Below are 15,754 nucleotides of genomic sequence, written 5' to 3'. Positions count from 1 at the left end.
GTGTCTCGCAGAAATCACGATAGCGCCCCACATCCTCAATAAAGCCCTAAGAAACAACACATGAACAGCGACCTCAAGAGAAACTACATTTTATTTCTGGTATTGTCGGTACTGGTAATCGTCGGTTACTCGGCGTTTTTTGCAGAAGCCCCCAAGGAAAAACAGCCCGCAAAAATAGATCGGCCCGCATCGGCGCCCGCCGCAGGGAATCTTTCCGAAGAACCGGGTTCCCCACAGGAACTTCCCACGGAATTTGAACCGATAAAATCTTCCTACGCTTCCAAGATCATAAAAGTCAGATCCGACCTTTATGTTGCCGAGATAGACACCCTCGGAGGAAAAGTTGTCGGCTGGGATCTTTCGGAATACAAAAAGACGGTCGAGACGGACTCGGTGCCTGTGGCGGTAATAGGTGAAGAGAAAAAGTCGTTTGACACCATACTGAGAGTCAAAAACGAAAAAATGCCGGAACTTATCCCGTTTTCCTACAAGGGAGGTACGAATCTGGTCGTGGGTCCCGAGGGACTTGATGTCAATCTGGTCTGGAGAAAACCCGATGGACTTACGGTACGTAAAACCATCTCCTTTTATCCCGGGAAATACTTTATCAAGGAAAATCTGGAGATTCTTAACGGAACGCGGAGACAGATAAACCAGAAAGTTTACGTCGGCTGGGAAAATACGGTATACGAGAGCGGTTCAAATAGTCTCTACGAGTTTATCTCAATGGTCGGCGGCGAGGTCAAACGGACCAAGAAACCCCTTAAGGAAACCAAGGCGTACAATGGAGAGACAAACTGGTTCGGTTTCGGTGACAAGTACTTTCTCAGCGCATTTCTGCCGGAAATAGGGGGAGACCGGGGAGTTTACCTGCAGCCCCTTGATGAAAAAGGTCTTGCCGGGGCGGGTTTTTCCTATCCAGAGCAAAAAATAGCTGCGGGGAAAAGCTACAAAGTCGGGTGGAAATCGTATTTCGGTCCGAAAAATGAACCGGACCTCAAGGAAGCCGGGTACAGCCTTGAGAAATCGATTGACTACGGCTACGCAGGAGTACTTACCAAGATTGCCGTCGTGCTTCTTAAGTTCGTCAACGACTTTTTCAGCAACTTCGGAATCTCCATAATAGTGCTTACGATCGCTCTCAGGGTGATATTCTTCCCCCTTACCGTGAAAAGCATGAAGTCGATGAAAGCCATACAGAACAAGATGAAGAGTCTGAAGCCTGAAATCGACGCTCTCAAAGAAAAATACAAGGACGACAAATCGACTCAGCAGGCAGAGATGATGAAGCTTTACACAAGTAACGACATAAACCCGCTCAGCAGTCTCGGGGGATGTCTTCCCCTGCTCATACAGCTTCCCGTTTTCATAGCTCTTTATTTCGCGCTTCTGTATTCGATAGATCTAAGACACAGCTCGTTTCTCTGGGTAAACGACCTCTCCCAGCCCGAACACCTATTTGACGTGCTGGGAATACCGTTTCGGGTGCTGCCCCTTTTGATGGGTGTCTCGTGGTTTCTCTCGCAGAGACTCACCCCCATGACTGCTCCAGGAAGCGAGACGATGGAACTGCAGATGAAGCTCATGCAGTTTATGCCTATAATTTTTACCGTAATGTTCTGGGGCCTGCCTTCCGGTCTTATACTTTACTGGACCGTAAGCAACATTCTCTCCGTCGGTCAGCAACTATACATCAATCGACAGGTCCCGGAGCCAGAAGGAGGATAGCAATGGCTACCGTAATAGAAAAGGAAGGAAAAACAATTTCCGAAGCCGTAGTGAACGCCTGTGAAGAACTCGGAGTCTCAAAAGACGAAGTGGAAATCGAAGTTATAAGAGAAGACTCCAAAGGGGTTCTGGGCATAGGAAGCAAAAACGCCATAGTGAGGGTGGAAATAAAAACTGGCGGATTGAGCGAAAAGGCGTTTCGGGCGAAAAAAACTCTTGAGACCCTCTTGGGTTTTCTGTTTCCATCCCCGCAGAGCGTAAAGGCCGAAGAGACTGAAAACAGGATAATACTTGAGGTTTGGCCCGTTAAAGACAAGAAATTCCTCATAGGGAGAAACGGGGAAGTAATAAAGTCCCTTGAGTACATAGTGGGGAAGATAGCTTCAAGAAACAGCAACGAGGGGAAAAACAAAAGGGTTGCCATAAACATCGGCGGGCATGACGGAAAGAAAAAGGACACCGATGTGCCGAGAAAAGTCGCGGAGACCGTACAGAAAGTAAAGGAGAGCGGAAATTCTCACTCAATCGAGCGGCTTTCATCCTACGAAAGGAAAATGGCCTACATAGAACTCAAGAAGCAAGAGGACATAAAATACGAGACGGTTCCAAGCAAGGGCAACTCGAAAAAAATCGTCGTCAGCCCTCAGGCCTGAGTTCAGGAATCCCGAAGCGTCCTGAAAAAATCCTCAAGAATGCGCGCGCACCGCTCGCCGCAGACTCCCCCCGAGAATTCCACACAGTGATTGAGTTCCCTTCCCGCGCCGATTCCGAAGTTGCTTACAAGCGCCCCGCCCTTGGGATCGGGAGCGCCGAACACGACCCTGTCTATTCTCGCGTTGATTATGGCTCCCATGCACATGGCGCAGGGCTCAAGAGTAACGTAGATAGAAGTGCCGGAAAGTCTCCAGTTTCCGATAACTTCGCATGCGCGGCGTATAGCCAGAATTTCGGCGTGGGCGGTAGCGTCCGAAGCTGATTCCCTCAGGTTATGGGCGGCTGAAATTACGGTGCCTCCCCCGTCAACTATGACCGCCCCTACCGGAACCTCACCTGCCGAAGCGGCCCGCTCGGCCTCCCTGATAGCCAAGGCCATAATGATTTCATCGGACTGCCCCGTCACGGATAAAAGAAAAATCTGATCTACTTTCTGGCGCTGAACTTGAGGCCCGTCTCGTTTCTGTCCCAGGTATTCTCGGTGATTTCCTTTATTTCGGCGACCTTGACCTTCTGGGTCGCGGTTACCGGGAATCCATCCTCGTAAACCTCTATGAACCTGGGCACCATGGCCACTATAACCCTTTCGGCCATCCATTTGGAAAACTCAATCGGATCGAATTCTTCGCCCACCTTGAGCGTAACGCAGAGCTTGATCTCGTCATCCGAAACGTTCGGGAGCCTTATACCGACCGCAATGGCTTCCTGAATCGCGGGATATTGCATCGCCTCGTCCCCGACGGCTACCGGATCCACGTTTTCGCCTGAAACCCTGATGCGGCTGAACCTTCCGACAAAATAGTATCTCCCATCGATACCTCTGGCGAAGAGATCGTCCGAATTGAAGAAGCCGTCATCGTCAAAAGCCTCTCTGGTTCTTCTCTCATCCTTGAAATATTCATTCAGGGTCGTATGCGGAACAAGCGGCTTTACGAAAAGAAGCCCCTTGGCATCGTCGGGAGGAGTAATGTCGTCGGTAGAATCCCAGAACGGTCTTACCACCGTATCGATGTCTTCGGGATTTCTGAGCTCGACGTAATATCCCTCCATGGGGAAACCGGATGAACCCGGGCGGTGATCCTCGGGGTCTTTCCAGAGAACCATGCCCATCTCGGTCGAACCGTATCCGTCTATTACCCTGACTCCGAACCTCTCCTGGAATTCCTTCAAGTTCCTCGGAGCCGGGGAGCCCAGCATTATCCTTATGTTGTGCTTCTGATCCCACTCGCTCTCAGGCGCGGCCCAGAGGTACTCGGCTACCGCTCCCAGCATGTTAACGCATGTCGCGCCGCACCCGGCCGCCCATTTCCAGAAATTGGAAGCCGAGAATCTGGGGAAAAACACGGCAGTCCCACCGGACGCCATGGCGCTGAAAAGGCACATTACCTGCGCGTTGGCGTGACCGAGTGAAAGTATGCTCATGAGCACGTCGTCGTTCCTTATTCCCTGCTGCTGCAGATAAGAACGGACCGTCATGATCACTCCTCCGTGGTCTCTGGCAACCCCTTTTGGCATCCCCGTGGTACCGGACGTAAACATACATCTCTCCATGTCTGCAGTGGTAACGTCCACCCCGGGATTAGTATCGTCATAACTGTCAAATTCTGAGAAAGGAAGCGTCTTTATGCCTCCGATTTTTTCAGGTGGATTGTCAACCGTCACGAAAACTGCTTCAAGATGCTCCAGACTGTCGCCGATTTCCTCTATGAAAGGAATGCTCCCCTCGTCAATAATGAGGGCTCTCATGTCCGAGTAGTTGATTACGTAAGCGAGTCTTTCCCCCTTCTCGTCCTTGTTTACCGGAACCTGCACGCCGCCGCACTTGTGTATGGCGATAATAGATATCACGTGCTCAGAACAATTGAGCATGTACATGCCGACCTTGTCCCCTTTATTTATTCCGAACCCTTGGGCAAGACCGTTTGCCACCCTGTTGGCCCACGCGTTGGTTTCCGCATAAGTGTAGCTCTCCACGATGTTTCCGTCTCTGTCTCCGACCTTGAACATTGCCTTGTCGGGAAACATCTCGGCACCCTTCTCAAGATTTGTGGTTATCGGCTGCCAAAGTGAAGTGTCTTCAAATTTACCGAAGGGAAGATCTCCGCTTCCCAGATATACGCCATCGCGCGGTTTGAATAATAATTGCATTTACTGTAACCTCCTGAACAGTCTTATAACATTTGGAAATGAAAAAAACACCCGGACTATTATAGGTTAATCGGTGTCTCATTGCAAACCCCGTTTTTTTCCGGTTCCTGAAAAAAATCTCTGGCCGACCGCATACGGCCTGAAATCCGCTTCTGATATATGGGAATTTTGAATCTGCTGATTTTTGCCGTGAGTTTCGCTCTTCTGTGGAAGGGAGCCCGTCTTCTCGTTAGAGGCGCCTCCGGGGTTGCTGCGTTCACCGGCATGGGCACCTTTTTTGCGGGACTTATCGTGGTTGCGTTTGGAACATCCGTTCCCGAATTCATGGTTTCCTTGGTGGCGGTCATAGAGGGCTCAAGCGACATAGCAGTCGGAAACATGGTCGGAAGCAATATCGCCAACACCGGGCTTATTTTTGGCCTGACGGTTCTTATAAGTCCAATAGTGATAAGCAGAGAAGCGTGGAAAGAGCAGTGGCTTCCGCTTGTTTTTATGGGGCTTATGACTTTTGCCGCTTTCGGCCTCAGCCTCACGGAATTCTCTCTCGAAAGAGGTGAAGGAGTGCTGCTGTTTCTCCTGCTCGGCGTCCTTTTGGTCATCCCCTACGGAAAATCCACAGAAGAAAACGAGGCTTTTTCCGTATCGCCAGATGACGGCGGGTGGAAGATCCTTCTTTACGTAGTCTCGGGTTCAGTGCTTCTGGCTGTCAGCGCCCATCTTTTGGTTAGCAGCGCAATAGATATCGCCGAACAGCTCGGAATAAGCGAACTTTTCATAGGGGTCGTGGCAGTTGCCTTCGGAACTTCACTTCCGGAACTTGCCGCTTCGCTCGTGGCCGCGTGGAGAAAAGAGCAGAACATAGTCGTTGGCAACATAATAGGGAGCAATTTCTTTAATCTCGGGTATCTGGGTCTCGTCGCGGTTATCCGACCCATAGAGGTAAACCGGGATATGTTCGGATACGCGTCCGAATTCGCATTTCTTATCCTGCTTACAGTTCTTTTCGTGTTACTAATCGGGAAAACCCAGATTGGTAAAAACAGGGTCGGAAAAAAGAAAGGGGTTCTTCTGCTTATAATTTACGTAGCGTTTCTCTACTTTATCTCAAGCTCACTTCCTTGACCTTAGCTTGAGTCCGCTTTCGTGCCTGTCCCATGTGGAACCGGATATGCCCTTTAGTTCCGAAACCGCGATTTTCTGGGTTGAGGTAAGCGGAAACTCCTCGTAGACTTCAATGAACCTTGGAACCATGGCCACCATCACCTTCTCGGCCATCCACTCGCAGAATTCCACAGGATCGAAATTCGCCCCTTCCTTAAGTATCAGGTTGAGTTTGATTTCGTCATCCGATATGTCGGGCAGTCTAATGCCTACGGCCACCCCCTCCCGAACTGAAGGATGTTCCTCGGAGACATCGGCTACCGCTACAGGATCAACGTTCTCTCCCGACACGCGTATCCTGCTGTAGCGGCCCATGAAGTAGTATCTCCCGTCGGTTCCCGCGGCAAACAGGTCATCCGAATTGAAAAATCCCTGGTCGTCAAAAGCGTTTTTCGTTCTTCTCTCGTCCTTGAAATATTCATCGAGGGTAGTGTGCGGAACTAGGGGCTTTATGAAAAGAAGTCCTTTTTCCTCCTCGGCGGGAGCGGGATTCTTGTCCACGTCCCATAGTTTGTCTATGATCTCGTCTGTGTTCAGGGGATCTCTTATCTCAAGGTGGTACCCCTCGACGGGAAATCCGCATGAACCCGGGTTTTCATCCTCGGGGTCCTTCCAGAGCGGCATCCCCATCTCAGTAGATCCGTAGCCTTCAACTATCTTCGTGTTGAATCTTTCCTCGAACTCGCGAAGCTTTTTAGGCGCGGGCCCCGAGAGCATCATCCTTATCCCATGCTTTGAATCCCACTCTGACAGCGGAGAAGCCCATATGTATTCTGGCACCGCTCCCAGCATGTTCGCCCCGGTCGCACCGCAGCCCGCCGCCCACTTCCAGAAATTGGAGGCGGAGAACCTCGGGAAGAAAACGGCTGAACCTCCAACGGCTATTGAGACAAAAAGGCACATCACCTGGGCGTTTGCGTGTCCTAGGGAAAGAACCGTCATCAAGACGTCCTCGCTTCTTAGCCCTTGCTGCTGTATGAAGGAGCGTACAGTCATGATCACCCCTCCGTGATCGCGGATAACACCTTTGGGCATACCCGTGGTGCCGGAAGTGAACATGCACCTTTCCTTGTCGGCAATCGTCACGTCGACTCCCGGGTTTTCGGATGAGTATTGATCAAAAGTGGAAAAAGGAAGCGCTCTTATGCCCCCTATATCCGCCGGAGCATCCTCCGAGACAAGAAAAACCGCCTCGAGATTCTCGAGCTTGTCCGCTATTTCAGTTATGTAGGGAAGGCTCTGGGTGTCGACCACGAGCACCCGCATCTCGGAGTAGTTTATTACGTAAGCCAGCCTGTCGCCTTTTTCATCCTTGTTTATCGGGACCTGAACGGCGCCTGATTTGTGCGCGGCGATAATCGATATGACGTACTCTGAACAGTTGAGCATGTACATACCGACCTTGTCCCCTTTTTTTATTCCGAACTCCCCGACAAGACCGTTTGCCACCCTGTTCGCCCAGGCGTTGGTTTCCCCGTAACTGTAGCTTTCAGCCACGTTGCCGTCTGAATCCCCGAGGCTGAACATCGTTTTTTCTGGGTATGACTCAGCCCCAGCTTCAAGGTATCTGGTTATCGGAAGCCACTTGTCGGTATCGTCTAAGGGGCCGTTTGGAAGAGTCCCTTTCCCTATGTATTTTTCGTCTCTCGGACGTAAAGGCAGTTTCATTTTTCTCCTCTTGCGTATTTTAGTCTCAGAATATAAATCACCGCCTTTGACGGTTTCAAGCTCTTGCTTATTCTGACCGCCCTAGTCTACCTGAAAAAAGCAAATGGCTTAGGCAGAGTGTTTATCTGCTCAGTTCTCGCCGATTTATCTTTGCTTCGAAGAGTTCAAGCACGTCACATAACCTATAAAGACGAAACAAATTCACCCGTGCTACGGGATTGATGGATCGCTTCTCCGTAAATGACTACTCTAGAGAAAATCTCCGGAACCAGAAACCTGATTACTCAACAAATCTTCTTTCAGGTGGGCTGTATCTATCTCATCTGTATGGTACTCAAATGCGGCAATAGCCTAGAGAATAAAATTCGCTGGAGTTTGCGTGCTGGGAATGTATAGAACCGGATGTCCAATATATTATTCCATCTGCCGGAACCAGTCGCGTAGACTTAGATGTAGTCGCAATTCTTCGTCCTCCGCGAGTGCTTTGCAGTGTGCTATCGGCGCACGCAATGTATTAAGCGTCGCTAGGACCCTTTCGACTGCCTGAACATCGCAAAACATATCACCGAAGATATCCCAATTAGCCTTAATGATTTCGCCTAGCTCCCCAAAGGTTGTGAAATCTATTAGCTCTACTGATCGGGGGGTGACTCCCGATGATAGTTCTTTCTTTCGGTTTCGCTCAGCGTTCTTACGAACGATTTCCGGTACAGCAGTACTCCACCAGTTGGTACCGTGCTCTTCCTCAAGACGCTGGACAATCACTTCTCGTATACTATTCTCAAGACAGTAAAAGATTGCATAATTCGTTGACATACGAGATGCCTCGGTTCGAAGCCGTTCAGTGAACTGAGGGTAATAAGTCTGATCTATGCTTTGTTCTTGGTCTTTCTTGTGGCCAAGATCAATATCATACTCCCTTTCTATCTGTCGAATATCCGACTCGATAGTTAGGTTGTTTAACCCAAATAATTTGATTGCTTCTTCTGCGCGCATCAGTTTTTCAATAGATTCTCCCTAAGAGCTCTGAAAATAGCATTGAAGACCTCGGGATCTTTGGTCTCTGGGAGGTTGAGATTGATTGTGTATCCTACTCTCAACTCAATGTTGTCTTTATCGGTAATCGGAGATACATTTTCAGCGTCACTCGAAGGCTGTGCCAAAGAAGTTGCTTCCGATTTTTGTTCAGAGACTAGATTTTGGGGATCCTCCGCCTCGAAGTCCGCTAACTCTTTCAGCGCCAAAAAGGTGCCAACAATGGCTCTGGTGCGACTGTCTTCCTTTGTTCCACCTGTGATCTCGATTACCTGTCCTGTCAACTTTTCACGAGACAATTCGTAGACATATTCATTCCGGTCAAAAAGTTCGGTAAATGCATTCTTTATCCCTTTGGCAACGGCGAAGCCTTGGGTCTCAGGATTACGAAATTGGTCGTATAGAACCGTTGGAACTCCGTCTGCACCGAGAAGCCCCATACGTTTTAGTAACGGAATAATAGGTCGTGCACTACCCCCACTGTGTCCGAGTTTCGTCTCCAGAAAATCTTGAGTAAACCTTTCAGGGCGCTTTGCATTTTGAACTTTTTCTAGTATCTTCGGAATCAATCCTACTGACACCATATAGGGCAACTTAGAAGCCATTGATATCTTCCTCAAATATATACAAGAAGTTGAAGCGATTAGGATACAAGACCGGGCTGAAAACTCAAGAATTGTCACTTCCGGTGAGGTCACGAACTCTATTGTGCCCTTAGCGCTCGTAACAGGATGTTTGCCCACAACACCTTGGAAACTTGCATCCTGGCTATTCTCAAAAACTATGTGATGAAAGTATAGATTAACACCGAGAATGGGTTTTTCCCCGACGTACCTTTTTATTATGTCGACCGAAAGCCAGCTTCTTTGAGGATGCAAGGGCCGGGGAGGGGGGATCACGATTATGTCAGAGGCAAGATCATCCAAGAACTCAAAATTATCCCCTTTTTTGCTCCCGGTCATCAGAGTCCGTTCTCCGCAAGTTCAACCAACTTCACCAAGGCCTTTACCTTGTTAACCGTTTCTTGGTACTCGGTTTCTGGATTCGAATCTGCCACTATACCGGCTCCTGCCTATATGTAGATTTTACCGTCTTTTATAACTAACGCTCTTATGATTATGCAGCTGTCCATGTTGCCCGAAAAACTGAAGCAACATATGCAAACTCTGGTAGGTGCCTAACACCCAAGTTTGTAAAAAACTAATCAAGTTTTCTTTTCGACGCGCAGACTGGTTTTTTTATCTTCCTTGAACAATTCCTTTAGTTCCTGCGTCGTATCAAACACATCTTCAGGAAACCCGGTTTTATCGTGGTAAACCGCCATCTGATTATCCAGAGCTTGGGCATCGTGTTCCCGAAAAGCTTGGATTATCTCCGCCGCATCGGACTGGGGTAACCCCAGATGCTCAAGCAGTTGGGTTGAAAGAGCAAGGCTTGAAAGCAGAGTCTCGCGAATCACGGAGGTCACTCCAAGCTCGCGGAGCTTTATTTCGTGAAAACGATTCCTAGCGCGCGCCATAATTTTAAGGTTCGGAAAGGAATTAGATACCTGACTGACTATTTTCAGAGACGATTCGACATCGTCGATCGCCACGACGATCGCAGGAGCTCGGTCAATATGAGCAGATAGCAGAACCCGCAGGCTCGACGCGTTGCCATAGTATGTTTCGCTTGCAAACTGACGAACGAAGTCAACCCTCTTGGGATCGAGTTCAATCACCGTGAATGGAATTTCAAGTATGGTCAGTATCCGAGCTACGGTCTGGCCGAACGGACCAAACCCTACGATGATAACGGAATTTTGCGATCCATGGGTTTCCTCTAAAGGAGCGGGTGCACTGTCCTTTTCGGCACCGAACCGGGAACCGAGCGCAACGAGAAAAGGTGTTGCCGCCATTGACAACGTTACCACCAAAACGGCAATATCGACCACGAATTGATCTACAAGCTGCGCCGAAACGCCTATTGTAAACAGAATAAAGGCAAACTCCCCGCCCTGGGAAAGCACAAGTCCTGTCCTTACCGCTTCATCGTGCCTAAGACCCTGCAATCTGGCAAGCGGGTATATAACGAGCGACTTTACGACCATGAGAACCGCAGTCAGTCCGACGATCAAAAGCGGCTTGCTGATCAACAAACCCAGGTTGGCCGACATGCCGACCGCAATGAAGAAAAGACCCACAAGCAGCCCCTTAAAGGGCATTACGTCCGCTTCAAGCTGGTGGCGATACTCAGAATCGGCAACCATAACGCCCGCCACGAAAGCCCCGAGCCCCATTGAAAAACCGATGCTATGCATCGCCAAGGCGGCGCCTGTCACAAGCGTAAGCGCGGCGGCCGTGAAAAGTTCATGGATTCCCGTGGAGGCAACAAAACGCAGGGCGGGGCGAAGCGTAAACCGAGCAACCACGAATCCAGCCACAACAGCGATAAGAAGCAGCAAGTTCAACGACGCCGAATCCCCGGGCTTAGAAGACAAGATGCCTATTAAGGCTATTGCAGGGATAACGGCGACATCCTGCATAAGCAGCGTGCCGAAAGCCGCACGTCCATGGGGCCTGTTGAATTCCCTGTGCTCCCCGAGCCACTGCACGACAAATGCCGTACTTGAAAGAGCAAGAGAGAACCCGATCAGTATTGACGCAGGCGTCCCCATCCCCAGCAACATGAAACAGAACACCGCAATGACGACTGAGGTGATAAGGATCTGGGTTGTACCCAGCCCGAAGAGAAATCTCCGCATGGTCCAGAGACGATGCGGACGAAGTTCGAGACCGATGAGAAACATCAACAGAACGATTCCAAACTCAGCGAAGTGCAGAACTTCCGTTGCATTGCCCACAAGCCCGAACACGCCTGGACCGATCAGCAATCCAACAAGCAGGTAGCCAAGCACGCTGCTCAATCCGAACTTACGGCAGACAGGAACAACAACAATCGTCGCCAGCAGAAAAATGAAAGCTTCAACCAGAAGGCCCATCTGACCTCCTGCGAAACGGACTCGAATCCCGCTCTCTTAAAACTTCTCTTTGTTTAACCAACTCAGACATGGCTTAACAGACTTAACTCCTTCAGAACTTTGCGCTCACACTGAAATGTGGTCAAGTAAAAACAGACCGTAAACCGCTTTTTCGGTTCAGGACCGCATTTGGGGAAAAAGCTGGTCAAAATGCAGTCTTATGCTCTAAATATGTTAATAAGTCGAAAGGGGTTCTCAAGCAGGGAAAAAAGGGAAAGCCGTATCGGCTTTACCCATAGCAATCGATAAAGTTTCTTAGAAGATCCTTCCCGCACTCCGTAAGGATGGACTCGGGGTGGAACTGAACGCCCTCAACAGGAAGTTCTCTGTGCCTTATCCCCATGATTTCACCCTCCTTGGTCCAAGCGGAAATTTCGAAGTCGGACGGAAGGGATGCCTCTTCCACCAGAAGTGAATGGTATCTCGTAGCTTCAAAGGGATTTGGAAGATCCTTATAGATGGTTTTTCCGTCGTGAAGGATCGGGGAAGTTTTTCCGTGCAGAAGCCTCTCTGCCCGGATTATGTTCGCCCCGTATGCATAGCCCACCGCCTGGTGACCCAGGCAGACGCCGAGAATGGGTTTTTCCCCGACATACCTTTTTATTATGTCGACCGAAAGCCCGGCCTCTTTGGGAGTGCAGGGCCCGGGAGAGATTACGATTATGTCGGGGTCAAGATCATCCACGAAACCCAAATCAAGACTGTCGTTTCTCCTCACCTCGATCTGCTGACCGAGTTCCCCCAGATAGTGGACCAAGTTGTAGGTAAAGGAATCGTAATTATCAATCATCAGAATCACTTTCCTTTTGTTCCCGGTCATCAGAGTCCCTCCTCCGCAAGCTCAACCGAATTCACCAAGGCCTTTACCTTGTTAACCGTTTCCTGGTACTCGGTTTCAGGATCCGAATCTGCCACTATGCCAGCCCCCGCCTGTATGTAGATTTTGCCGTCTTTTATCACGAACGTTCTTATGGTTATGCAACTGTCCATGTTGCCCGAAAAACTGAAGTAGCAGACGCATCCCCCGTATGCTCCTCTCGTCGTCGGCTCGGTTTCCTCGATTATCTCCATTGCCCTTACCTTCGGCGCTCCGGAAAGAGTGCCCGCGGGAAAAGTCGCCTTTATGACGTCAAAGGCATCCACTCCCTCGGCAATCAGAGCCGTCACGTTCGAAACTATATGCATCACGTGGGAATATCTCTCCACGATCATGAAATCGTCCACTTTGACCGAGCCCGTGTTGGAAACTCTTCCCAGATCGTTTCTCGCGAGATCAACGAGCATTATGTGCTCGGCCCTCTCCTTGGGGTCCGCAATGAGTTCGGCCGCGAGGCTTTCGTCCTCGGAGACGGTTTTTCCTCTCGGCCGCGTCCCGGCTATCGGACGGCTTGCGATTCTTTCCCCCTCGACCCTTACCATCACCTCCGGAGAAGATCCTGTGAGTATCTCGTCACCCATCCTCAGAAAAAACATGTACGGAGAAGGGTTTAGTATCCTGAGCGCCCTGTAGAGATCGAAAGGATCGACCCTCAGGTCCGTCTTCCATCTCTGGGAGATCACTGCCTGTATTATGTCCCCTGATTTTATGTACTCCTTGGTTCTGAGAACCGCATCTTTGAAGTGTGCGGGTTCGAAATTGGATTCGATCTTGAATTTTTCCTCGCCAACATCTTGAGGAATACCGTTGGTAAACCTTTCGCTAAGCGAATTTCTAAGCCTGCTTTTAAGCTCGGCTATTTTCGTAAGGGATTTTTCGTACTCCTCCCTCGCATTTTTAATGTCGGGAACATAGGCATTTGAGATGATCTTTATCTTGCTCGTAACGTTATCAAATGCCAAAACGGTATCCATTACCATGTAAACGGAGTCCCAGACCTTGAGCTCATCAGGAGAGGTATCGGGAATATCCTCTATAAATCTGATTATGTCGTAACCGAAGTAACCGACTGCCCCACCGTGAAATCTCGGAAGTTCCTCCGAAGAAACCGGCCTGTATCGTGAAAGCAGGTCCCGCAACGCCAGAATCGGGTCGCCCGTGAACGTTTCGGTTTCCCCGTCCGAGTACATTATCTCGATGCTTTGGCCCTTCGAGCGGAATACCACCGAGGGTTCCGTGCCCAGAAAGCTGTAGCGCGCCCACTTGTCTCCGCCCTCCACGCTTTCGAATAGAAAGGAGTAACCGGGCGAGTCTATCTTCCTGAAAACCGAAACCGGAGTGTCGTAATCGGCCAGAACTTCCTCCCATACGGGTACGAGATTCCCGTGTTCGAGGTTCTCTAGGAACTGTTCATAGGAGGGAGAAACCATGGAAGGAAATGATAAGACTCGAAAAACTAAAGTCAAGAAGAACGCCTTTTATAAATCCCCGGGGATATTATAATTAAGGGCTTAAAAAATAAAGGAGTTACGTTAACGTTGATTCCCGACAAAGCTATATTCAGAGAATACGACATAAGGGGCATAGCGGGGGAGAGCATCACAGAAGAGGTCGTCGAGAGAATCGGAAAAGCCTACGGAACCATGGTGGCCGAGGACGGGGGATCGGAGGTTTCCGTTGGATACGACTGCAGGAAGTCTTCCCCGGCATTTCGGGACGCGCTCTGCGAAGGAATAACGTCAACCGGCGTTAGCGTGGTCGACATAGGAATGGTAACGACCCCGATGGTTTATTTCTCCACCTTTACCTCAGGCGTTGACGGCGGGGTGATGGTAACCGCCAGCCACAATCCCTCTGAGTACAACGGGCTTAAAATGTGCGTCGGGCAGAACTCCCTTTTCGGCGAAGGCATACAGAAAATAAGAGAATCGGTCGAAGAGGGAAAGTTCAAAACAGGGAAGGGCAGAAAGAAACAGGCAGATATAATTGAGAGCTACCTTGAATTTTTCGAGGAGAATCTTCATATAGAACCGGGGATAAAAGTCGCGGCCGACGGCGGCAACGGAACCGCCGGAGTGGCCTGCCCGCAGATACTCAGAAGATTCGGCTGCGAAGTTCATGAGCTATACATGGACCCCGACGGGGATTTTCCGAACCACCACCCCGACCCCACGGTCGAGGAGAACCTCTCCGACATAAAGAAAAAGATCGTGGAAGCCGGTCTCGACGTGGGCTTGGCGTTTGACGGGGACGCGGACAGGATAGGAATCGTCGATGAGCAGGGAAACTCAATGAGCGGAGACATGCTGCTACTTGTCTATTCGCTCGATCTTCTCGAAACGAACCCGGGAGCGACCATAATAGGGGACGTTAAGTGTTCAGGAAATCTTTTCTCCAAGATACGGGAAGCCGGCGGAAATCCCATCATGTGGAAAACCGGCCACTCGGTAATCAAGGACAAGATGAAAAAGGAGGGTGCCGAACTCGGTGGAGAAATGAGTGGCCACATCTTCTTTAAAAACAGGTTTTTCGGATACGACGACGCTCTTTACGCTGGACTTCGGTTTCTTGAAATTCTCTCGAAAACGGGAAAGAAGGCCTCGGAACTGCTTACAGGACTACCTAAGACCTTCGCAACCCCGGAGATAAGAGTGGATTGTCCCGATGAAATCAAGTTTCAGGTAACGGAAGCGGTAAAGAAAAAACTCGGGGAGCAAAACGAAGTGGTTGACATAGATGGAGTCAGGGTTGAGTATCCGGACGGATGGGGCCTTCTCCGGGCATCCAACACCCAGCCAGCCCTGGTGCTTCGTTTTGAAGCTCAGACGGAATCAAGACTCGCGGAAATAAGGGAAACCGTGGAAAAAACCCTTAGGGAAACGATCAATGAGATCGGCTGATCAGGAGCTCTCCCTTACCGGGATAAACTTGTAGGAACTGACATCCGTTCCGTCTGGCGCTTTCTTTATCACCCCTACCGTAATGCCCATCTCCTCTCCGAACTCAAGAGAATCAGGATCTTCGGTTTCAACCTGCGCCATGACCCTCACGCCTTCCGGAAAATCAACAAGAGCTAGAACATAGGGCACCGTGAATTCCGGCATGCTTCTTCTTACAACTGTAAAGGAATGCAGAATGCCTGTTGGGCTGAGAAGTCTCTCTTCCACGTCATCTGAAAAACTCACTGGGTCCGCAAGGTACCTAGGGAAGGTCCAGTTGTCGGATTCCTTGCAGTAACCCGCAATCAGCCTCACTCTGCCCTCATCGTCGGTTGTAAACAAATCCGGTCTGAAAATATCTTCGCTCATGACTCTATCTCCTTAAACGATCGTTTAGCGTGAAGGGAAATTATATACAACTGAAAACAGTTTTCAATTCCAGTAAAGACCCTTGGCAGAGAAGCC

Annotated in this window: 13 protein-coding genes and 1 pseudogene; 4 read left to right on the top strand and 10 right to left on the bottom strand. The window is 49.8% G+C overall.

Annotated elements, in window-relative coordinates; translation table 11 throughout:
* Positions 1-60 precede the first annotated feature (60 nt).
* The gene (gene yidC / locus F4Z13_04845; GenBank protein MXZ48564.1) at positions 61-1,728 is read left to right on the top strand and encodes a membrane protein insertase YidC; all 1,668 of its coding nucleotides are present in this window, start codon (positions 61-63) and stop codon (positions 1,726-1,728) included.
* A 2-nt stretch (positions 1,729-1,730) separates the two neighbouring features.
* Positions 1,731-2,381, top strand: coding sequence for a hypothetical protein (locus F4Z13_04840; GenBank protein MXZ48563.1), 651 nt, complete (start codon positions 1,731-1,733; stop codon positions 2,379-2,381).
* A gap of 2 nt (positions 2,382-2,383) precedes the next feature.
* Here F4Z13_04840 and F4Z13_04835 read toward each other — a convergent pair whose 3' ends face one another.
* Complete coding sequence (locus tag F4Z13_04835; protein MXZ48562.1) at positions 2,384-2,821, bottom strand: nucleoside deaminase; 438 nt, start codon at positions 2,819-2,821, stop codon at positions 2,384-2,386.
* Between the two features lie 47 nt (positions 2,822-2,868).
* Positions 2,869-4,590 carry an ATP-dependent acyl-CoA ligase gene (locus F4Z13_04830; protein ID MXZ48561.1) on the bottom strand — a complete coding sequence of 574 codons (1,722 nt, stop codon included), beginning with the start codon at positions 4,588-4,590 and terminating at the stop codon, positions 2,869-2,871.
* Between the two features lie 159 nt (positions 4,591-4,749).
* Here F4Z13_04830 and F4Z13_04825 point away from each other — a divergent pair, with 159 nt between their 5' ends.
* Positions 4,750-5,712, top strand: coding sequence for a sodium:calcium antiporter (locus tag F4Z13_04825; GenBank protein ID MXZ48560.1), 963 nt, complete (start codon positions 4,750-4,752; stop codon positions 5,710-5,712).
* Here F4Z13_04825 and F4Z13_04820 read toward each other — a convergent pair.
* From F4Z13_04820 to trpE, 7 genes and pseudogenes are all read right to left on the bottom strand, one after another.
* Positions 5,701-7,419: an AMP-binding protein gene (locus F4Z13_04820; GenBank protein ID MXZ48559.1), complete on the bottom strand. Its 1,719-nt coding sequence runs from the start codon at positions 7,417-7,419 to the stop codon at positions 5,701-5,703. The genes F4Z13_04825 and F4Z13_04820 overlap by 12 nt on opposite strands.
* A 414-nt stretch (positions 7,420-7,833) precedes the next feature.
* Positions 7,834-8,415, bottom strand: a complete 582-nt coding sequence (locus F4Z13_04815; protein MXZ48558.1) for a hypothetical protein — start codon at positions 8,413-8,415, stop codon at positions 7,834-7,836.
* Positions 8,415-9,416 (bottom strand): hypothetical protein, encoded by a 1,002-nt coding sequence (locus F4Z13_04810; GenBank protein MXZ48557.1) that lies wholly within the window; start codon positions 9,414-9,416, stop codon positions 8,415-8,417. Before F4Z13_04810 ends, F4Z13_04815 begins: the two co-directional genes overlap by 1 nt.
* Positions 9,416-9,586: pseudogene (locus F4Z13_04805) on the bottom strand (hypothetical protein). Before F4Z13_04805 ends, F4Z13_04810 begins: the two are co-directional and overlap by 1 nt.
* Positions 9,587-9,658: 72 nt before the next feature.
* A complete protein-coding gene (locus F4Z13_04800) occupies positions 9,659-11,434 on the bottom strand; it encodes a glutathione-regulated potassium-efflux system protein KefB (protein MXZ48556.1) in 1,776 nt (591 codons plus the stop codon).
* 268 nt (positions 11,435-11,702) lie between these two features.
* Complete coding sequence (locus F4Z13_04795; protein ID MXZ48555.1) at positions 11,703-12,272, bottom strand: aminodeoxychorismate/anthranilate synthase component II; 570 nt, start codon at positions 12,270-12,272, stop codon at positions 11,703-11,705.
* A 20-nt stretch (positions 12,273-12,292) separates the two neighbouring features.
* Complete coding sequence (gene trpE, locus F4Z13_04790; protein MXZ48554.1) at positions 12,293-13,780, bottom strand: anthranilate synthase component I; 1,488 nt, start codon at positions 13,778-13,780, stop codon at positions 12,293-12,295.
* A gap of 111 nt (positions 13,781-13,891) precedes the next feature.
* On the opposite strand from trpE, the gene F4Z13_04785 reads away from it, so the two are divergent.
* Positions 13,892-15,250 (top strand): phosphomannomutase/phosphoglucomutase, encoded by a 1,359-nt coding sequence (locus tag F4Z13_04785; GenBank protein ID MXZ48553.1) that lies wholly within the window; start codon positions 13,892-13,894, stop codon positions 15,248-15,250.
* Here the strand turns inward: F4Z13_04785 and F4Z13_04780 are convergent, their stop codons facing one another.
* Complete coding sequence (locus F4Z13_04780) at positions 15,251-15,658, bottom strand: hypothetical protein (protein ID MXZ48552.1); 408 nt, start codon at positions 15,656-15,658, stop codon at positions 15,251-15,253.
* Between the last annotated feature and the right edge of the window lie 96 nt (positions 15,659-15,754).

This window comes from Candidatus Dadabacteria bacterium (genome assembly GCA_009837205.1).
Lineage (GTDB): Bacteria > Desulfobacterota_D > UBA1144 > Nemesobacterales > Nemesobacteraceae > Nemesobacter.
This window is presented reverse-complemented; position numbering and strand designations above follow the sequence as displayed.

What these genes read in the sequence shown, in the direction of transcription:
- yidC (MXZ48564.1), top strand. Translation starts at nt 61, where the DNA reads ATGAACAGCGACCTCAAGAGAAACTACATTTTATTTCTGGTATTGTCG.
- F4Z13_04840 (MXZ48563.1), top strand. Translation starts at nt 1,731, where the DNA reads ATGGCTACCGTAATAGAAAAGGAAGGAAAAACAATTTCCGAAGCCGTA.
- F4Z13_04835 (MXZ48562.1), bottom strand. Translation starts at nt 2,821, where the DNA reads ATGGCCTTGGCTATCAGGGAGGCCGAGCGGGCCGCTTCGGCAGGTGAG.
- F4Z13_04830 (MXZ48561.1), bottom strand. Translation starts at nt 4,590, where the DNA reads ATGCAATTATTATTCAAACCGCGCGATGGCGTATATCTGGGAAGCGGA.
- F4Z13_04825 (MXZ48560.1), top strand. Translation starts at nt 4,750, where the DNA reads ATGGGAATTTTGAATCTGCTGATTTTTGCCGTGAGTTTCGCTCTTCTG.
- F4Z13_04820 (MXZ48559.1), bottom strand. Translation starts at nt 7,419, where the DNA reads ATGAAACTGCCTTTACGTCCGAGAGACGAAAAATACATAGGGAAAGGG.
- F4Z13_04815 (MXZ48558.1), bottom strand. Translation starts at nt 8,415, where the DNA reads ATGCGCGCAGAAGAAGCAATCAAATTATTTGGGTTAAACAACCTAACT.
- F4Z13_04810 (MXZ48557.1), bottom strand. Translation starts at nt 9,416, where the DNA reads ATGACCGGGAGCAAAAAAGGGGATAATTTTGAGTTCTTGGATGATCTT.
- F4Z13_04800 (MXZ48556.1), bottom strand. Translation starts at nt 11,434, where the DNA reads ATGGGCCTTCTGGTTGAAGCTTTCATTTTTCTGCTGGCGACGATTGTT.
- trpE (MXZ48554.1), bottom strand. Translation starts at nt 13,780, where the DNA reads ATGGTTTCTCCCTCCTATGAACAGTTCCTAGAGAACCTCGAACACGGG.
- F4Z13_04780 (MXZ48552.1), bottom strand. Translation starts at nt 15,658, where the DNA reads ATGAGCGAAGATATTTTCAGACCGGATTTGTTTACAACCGACGATGAG.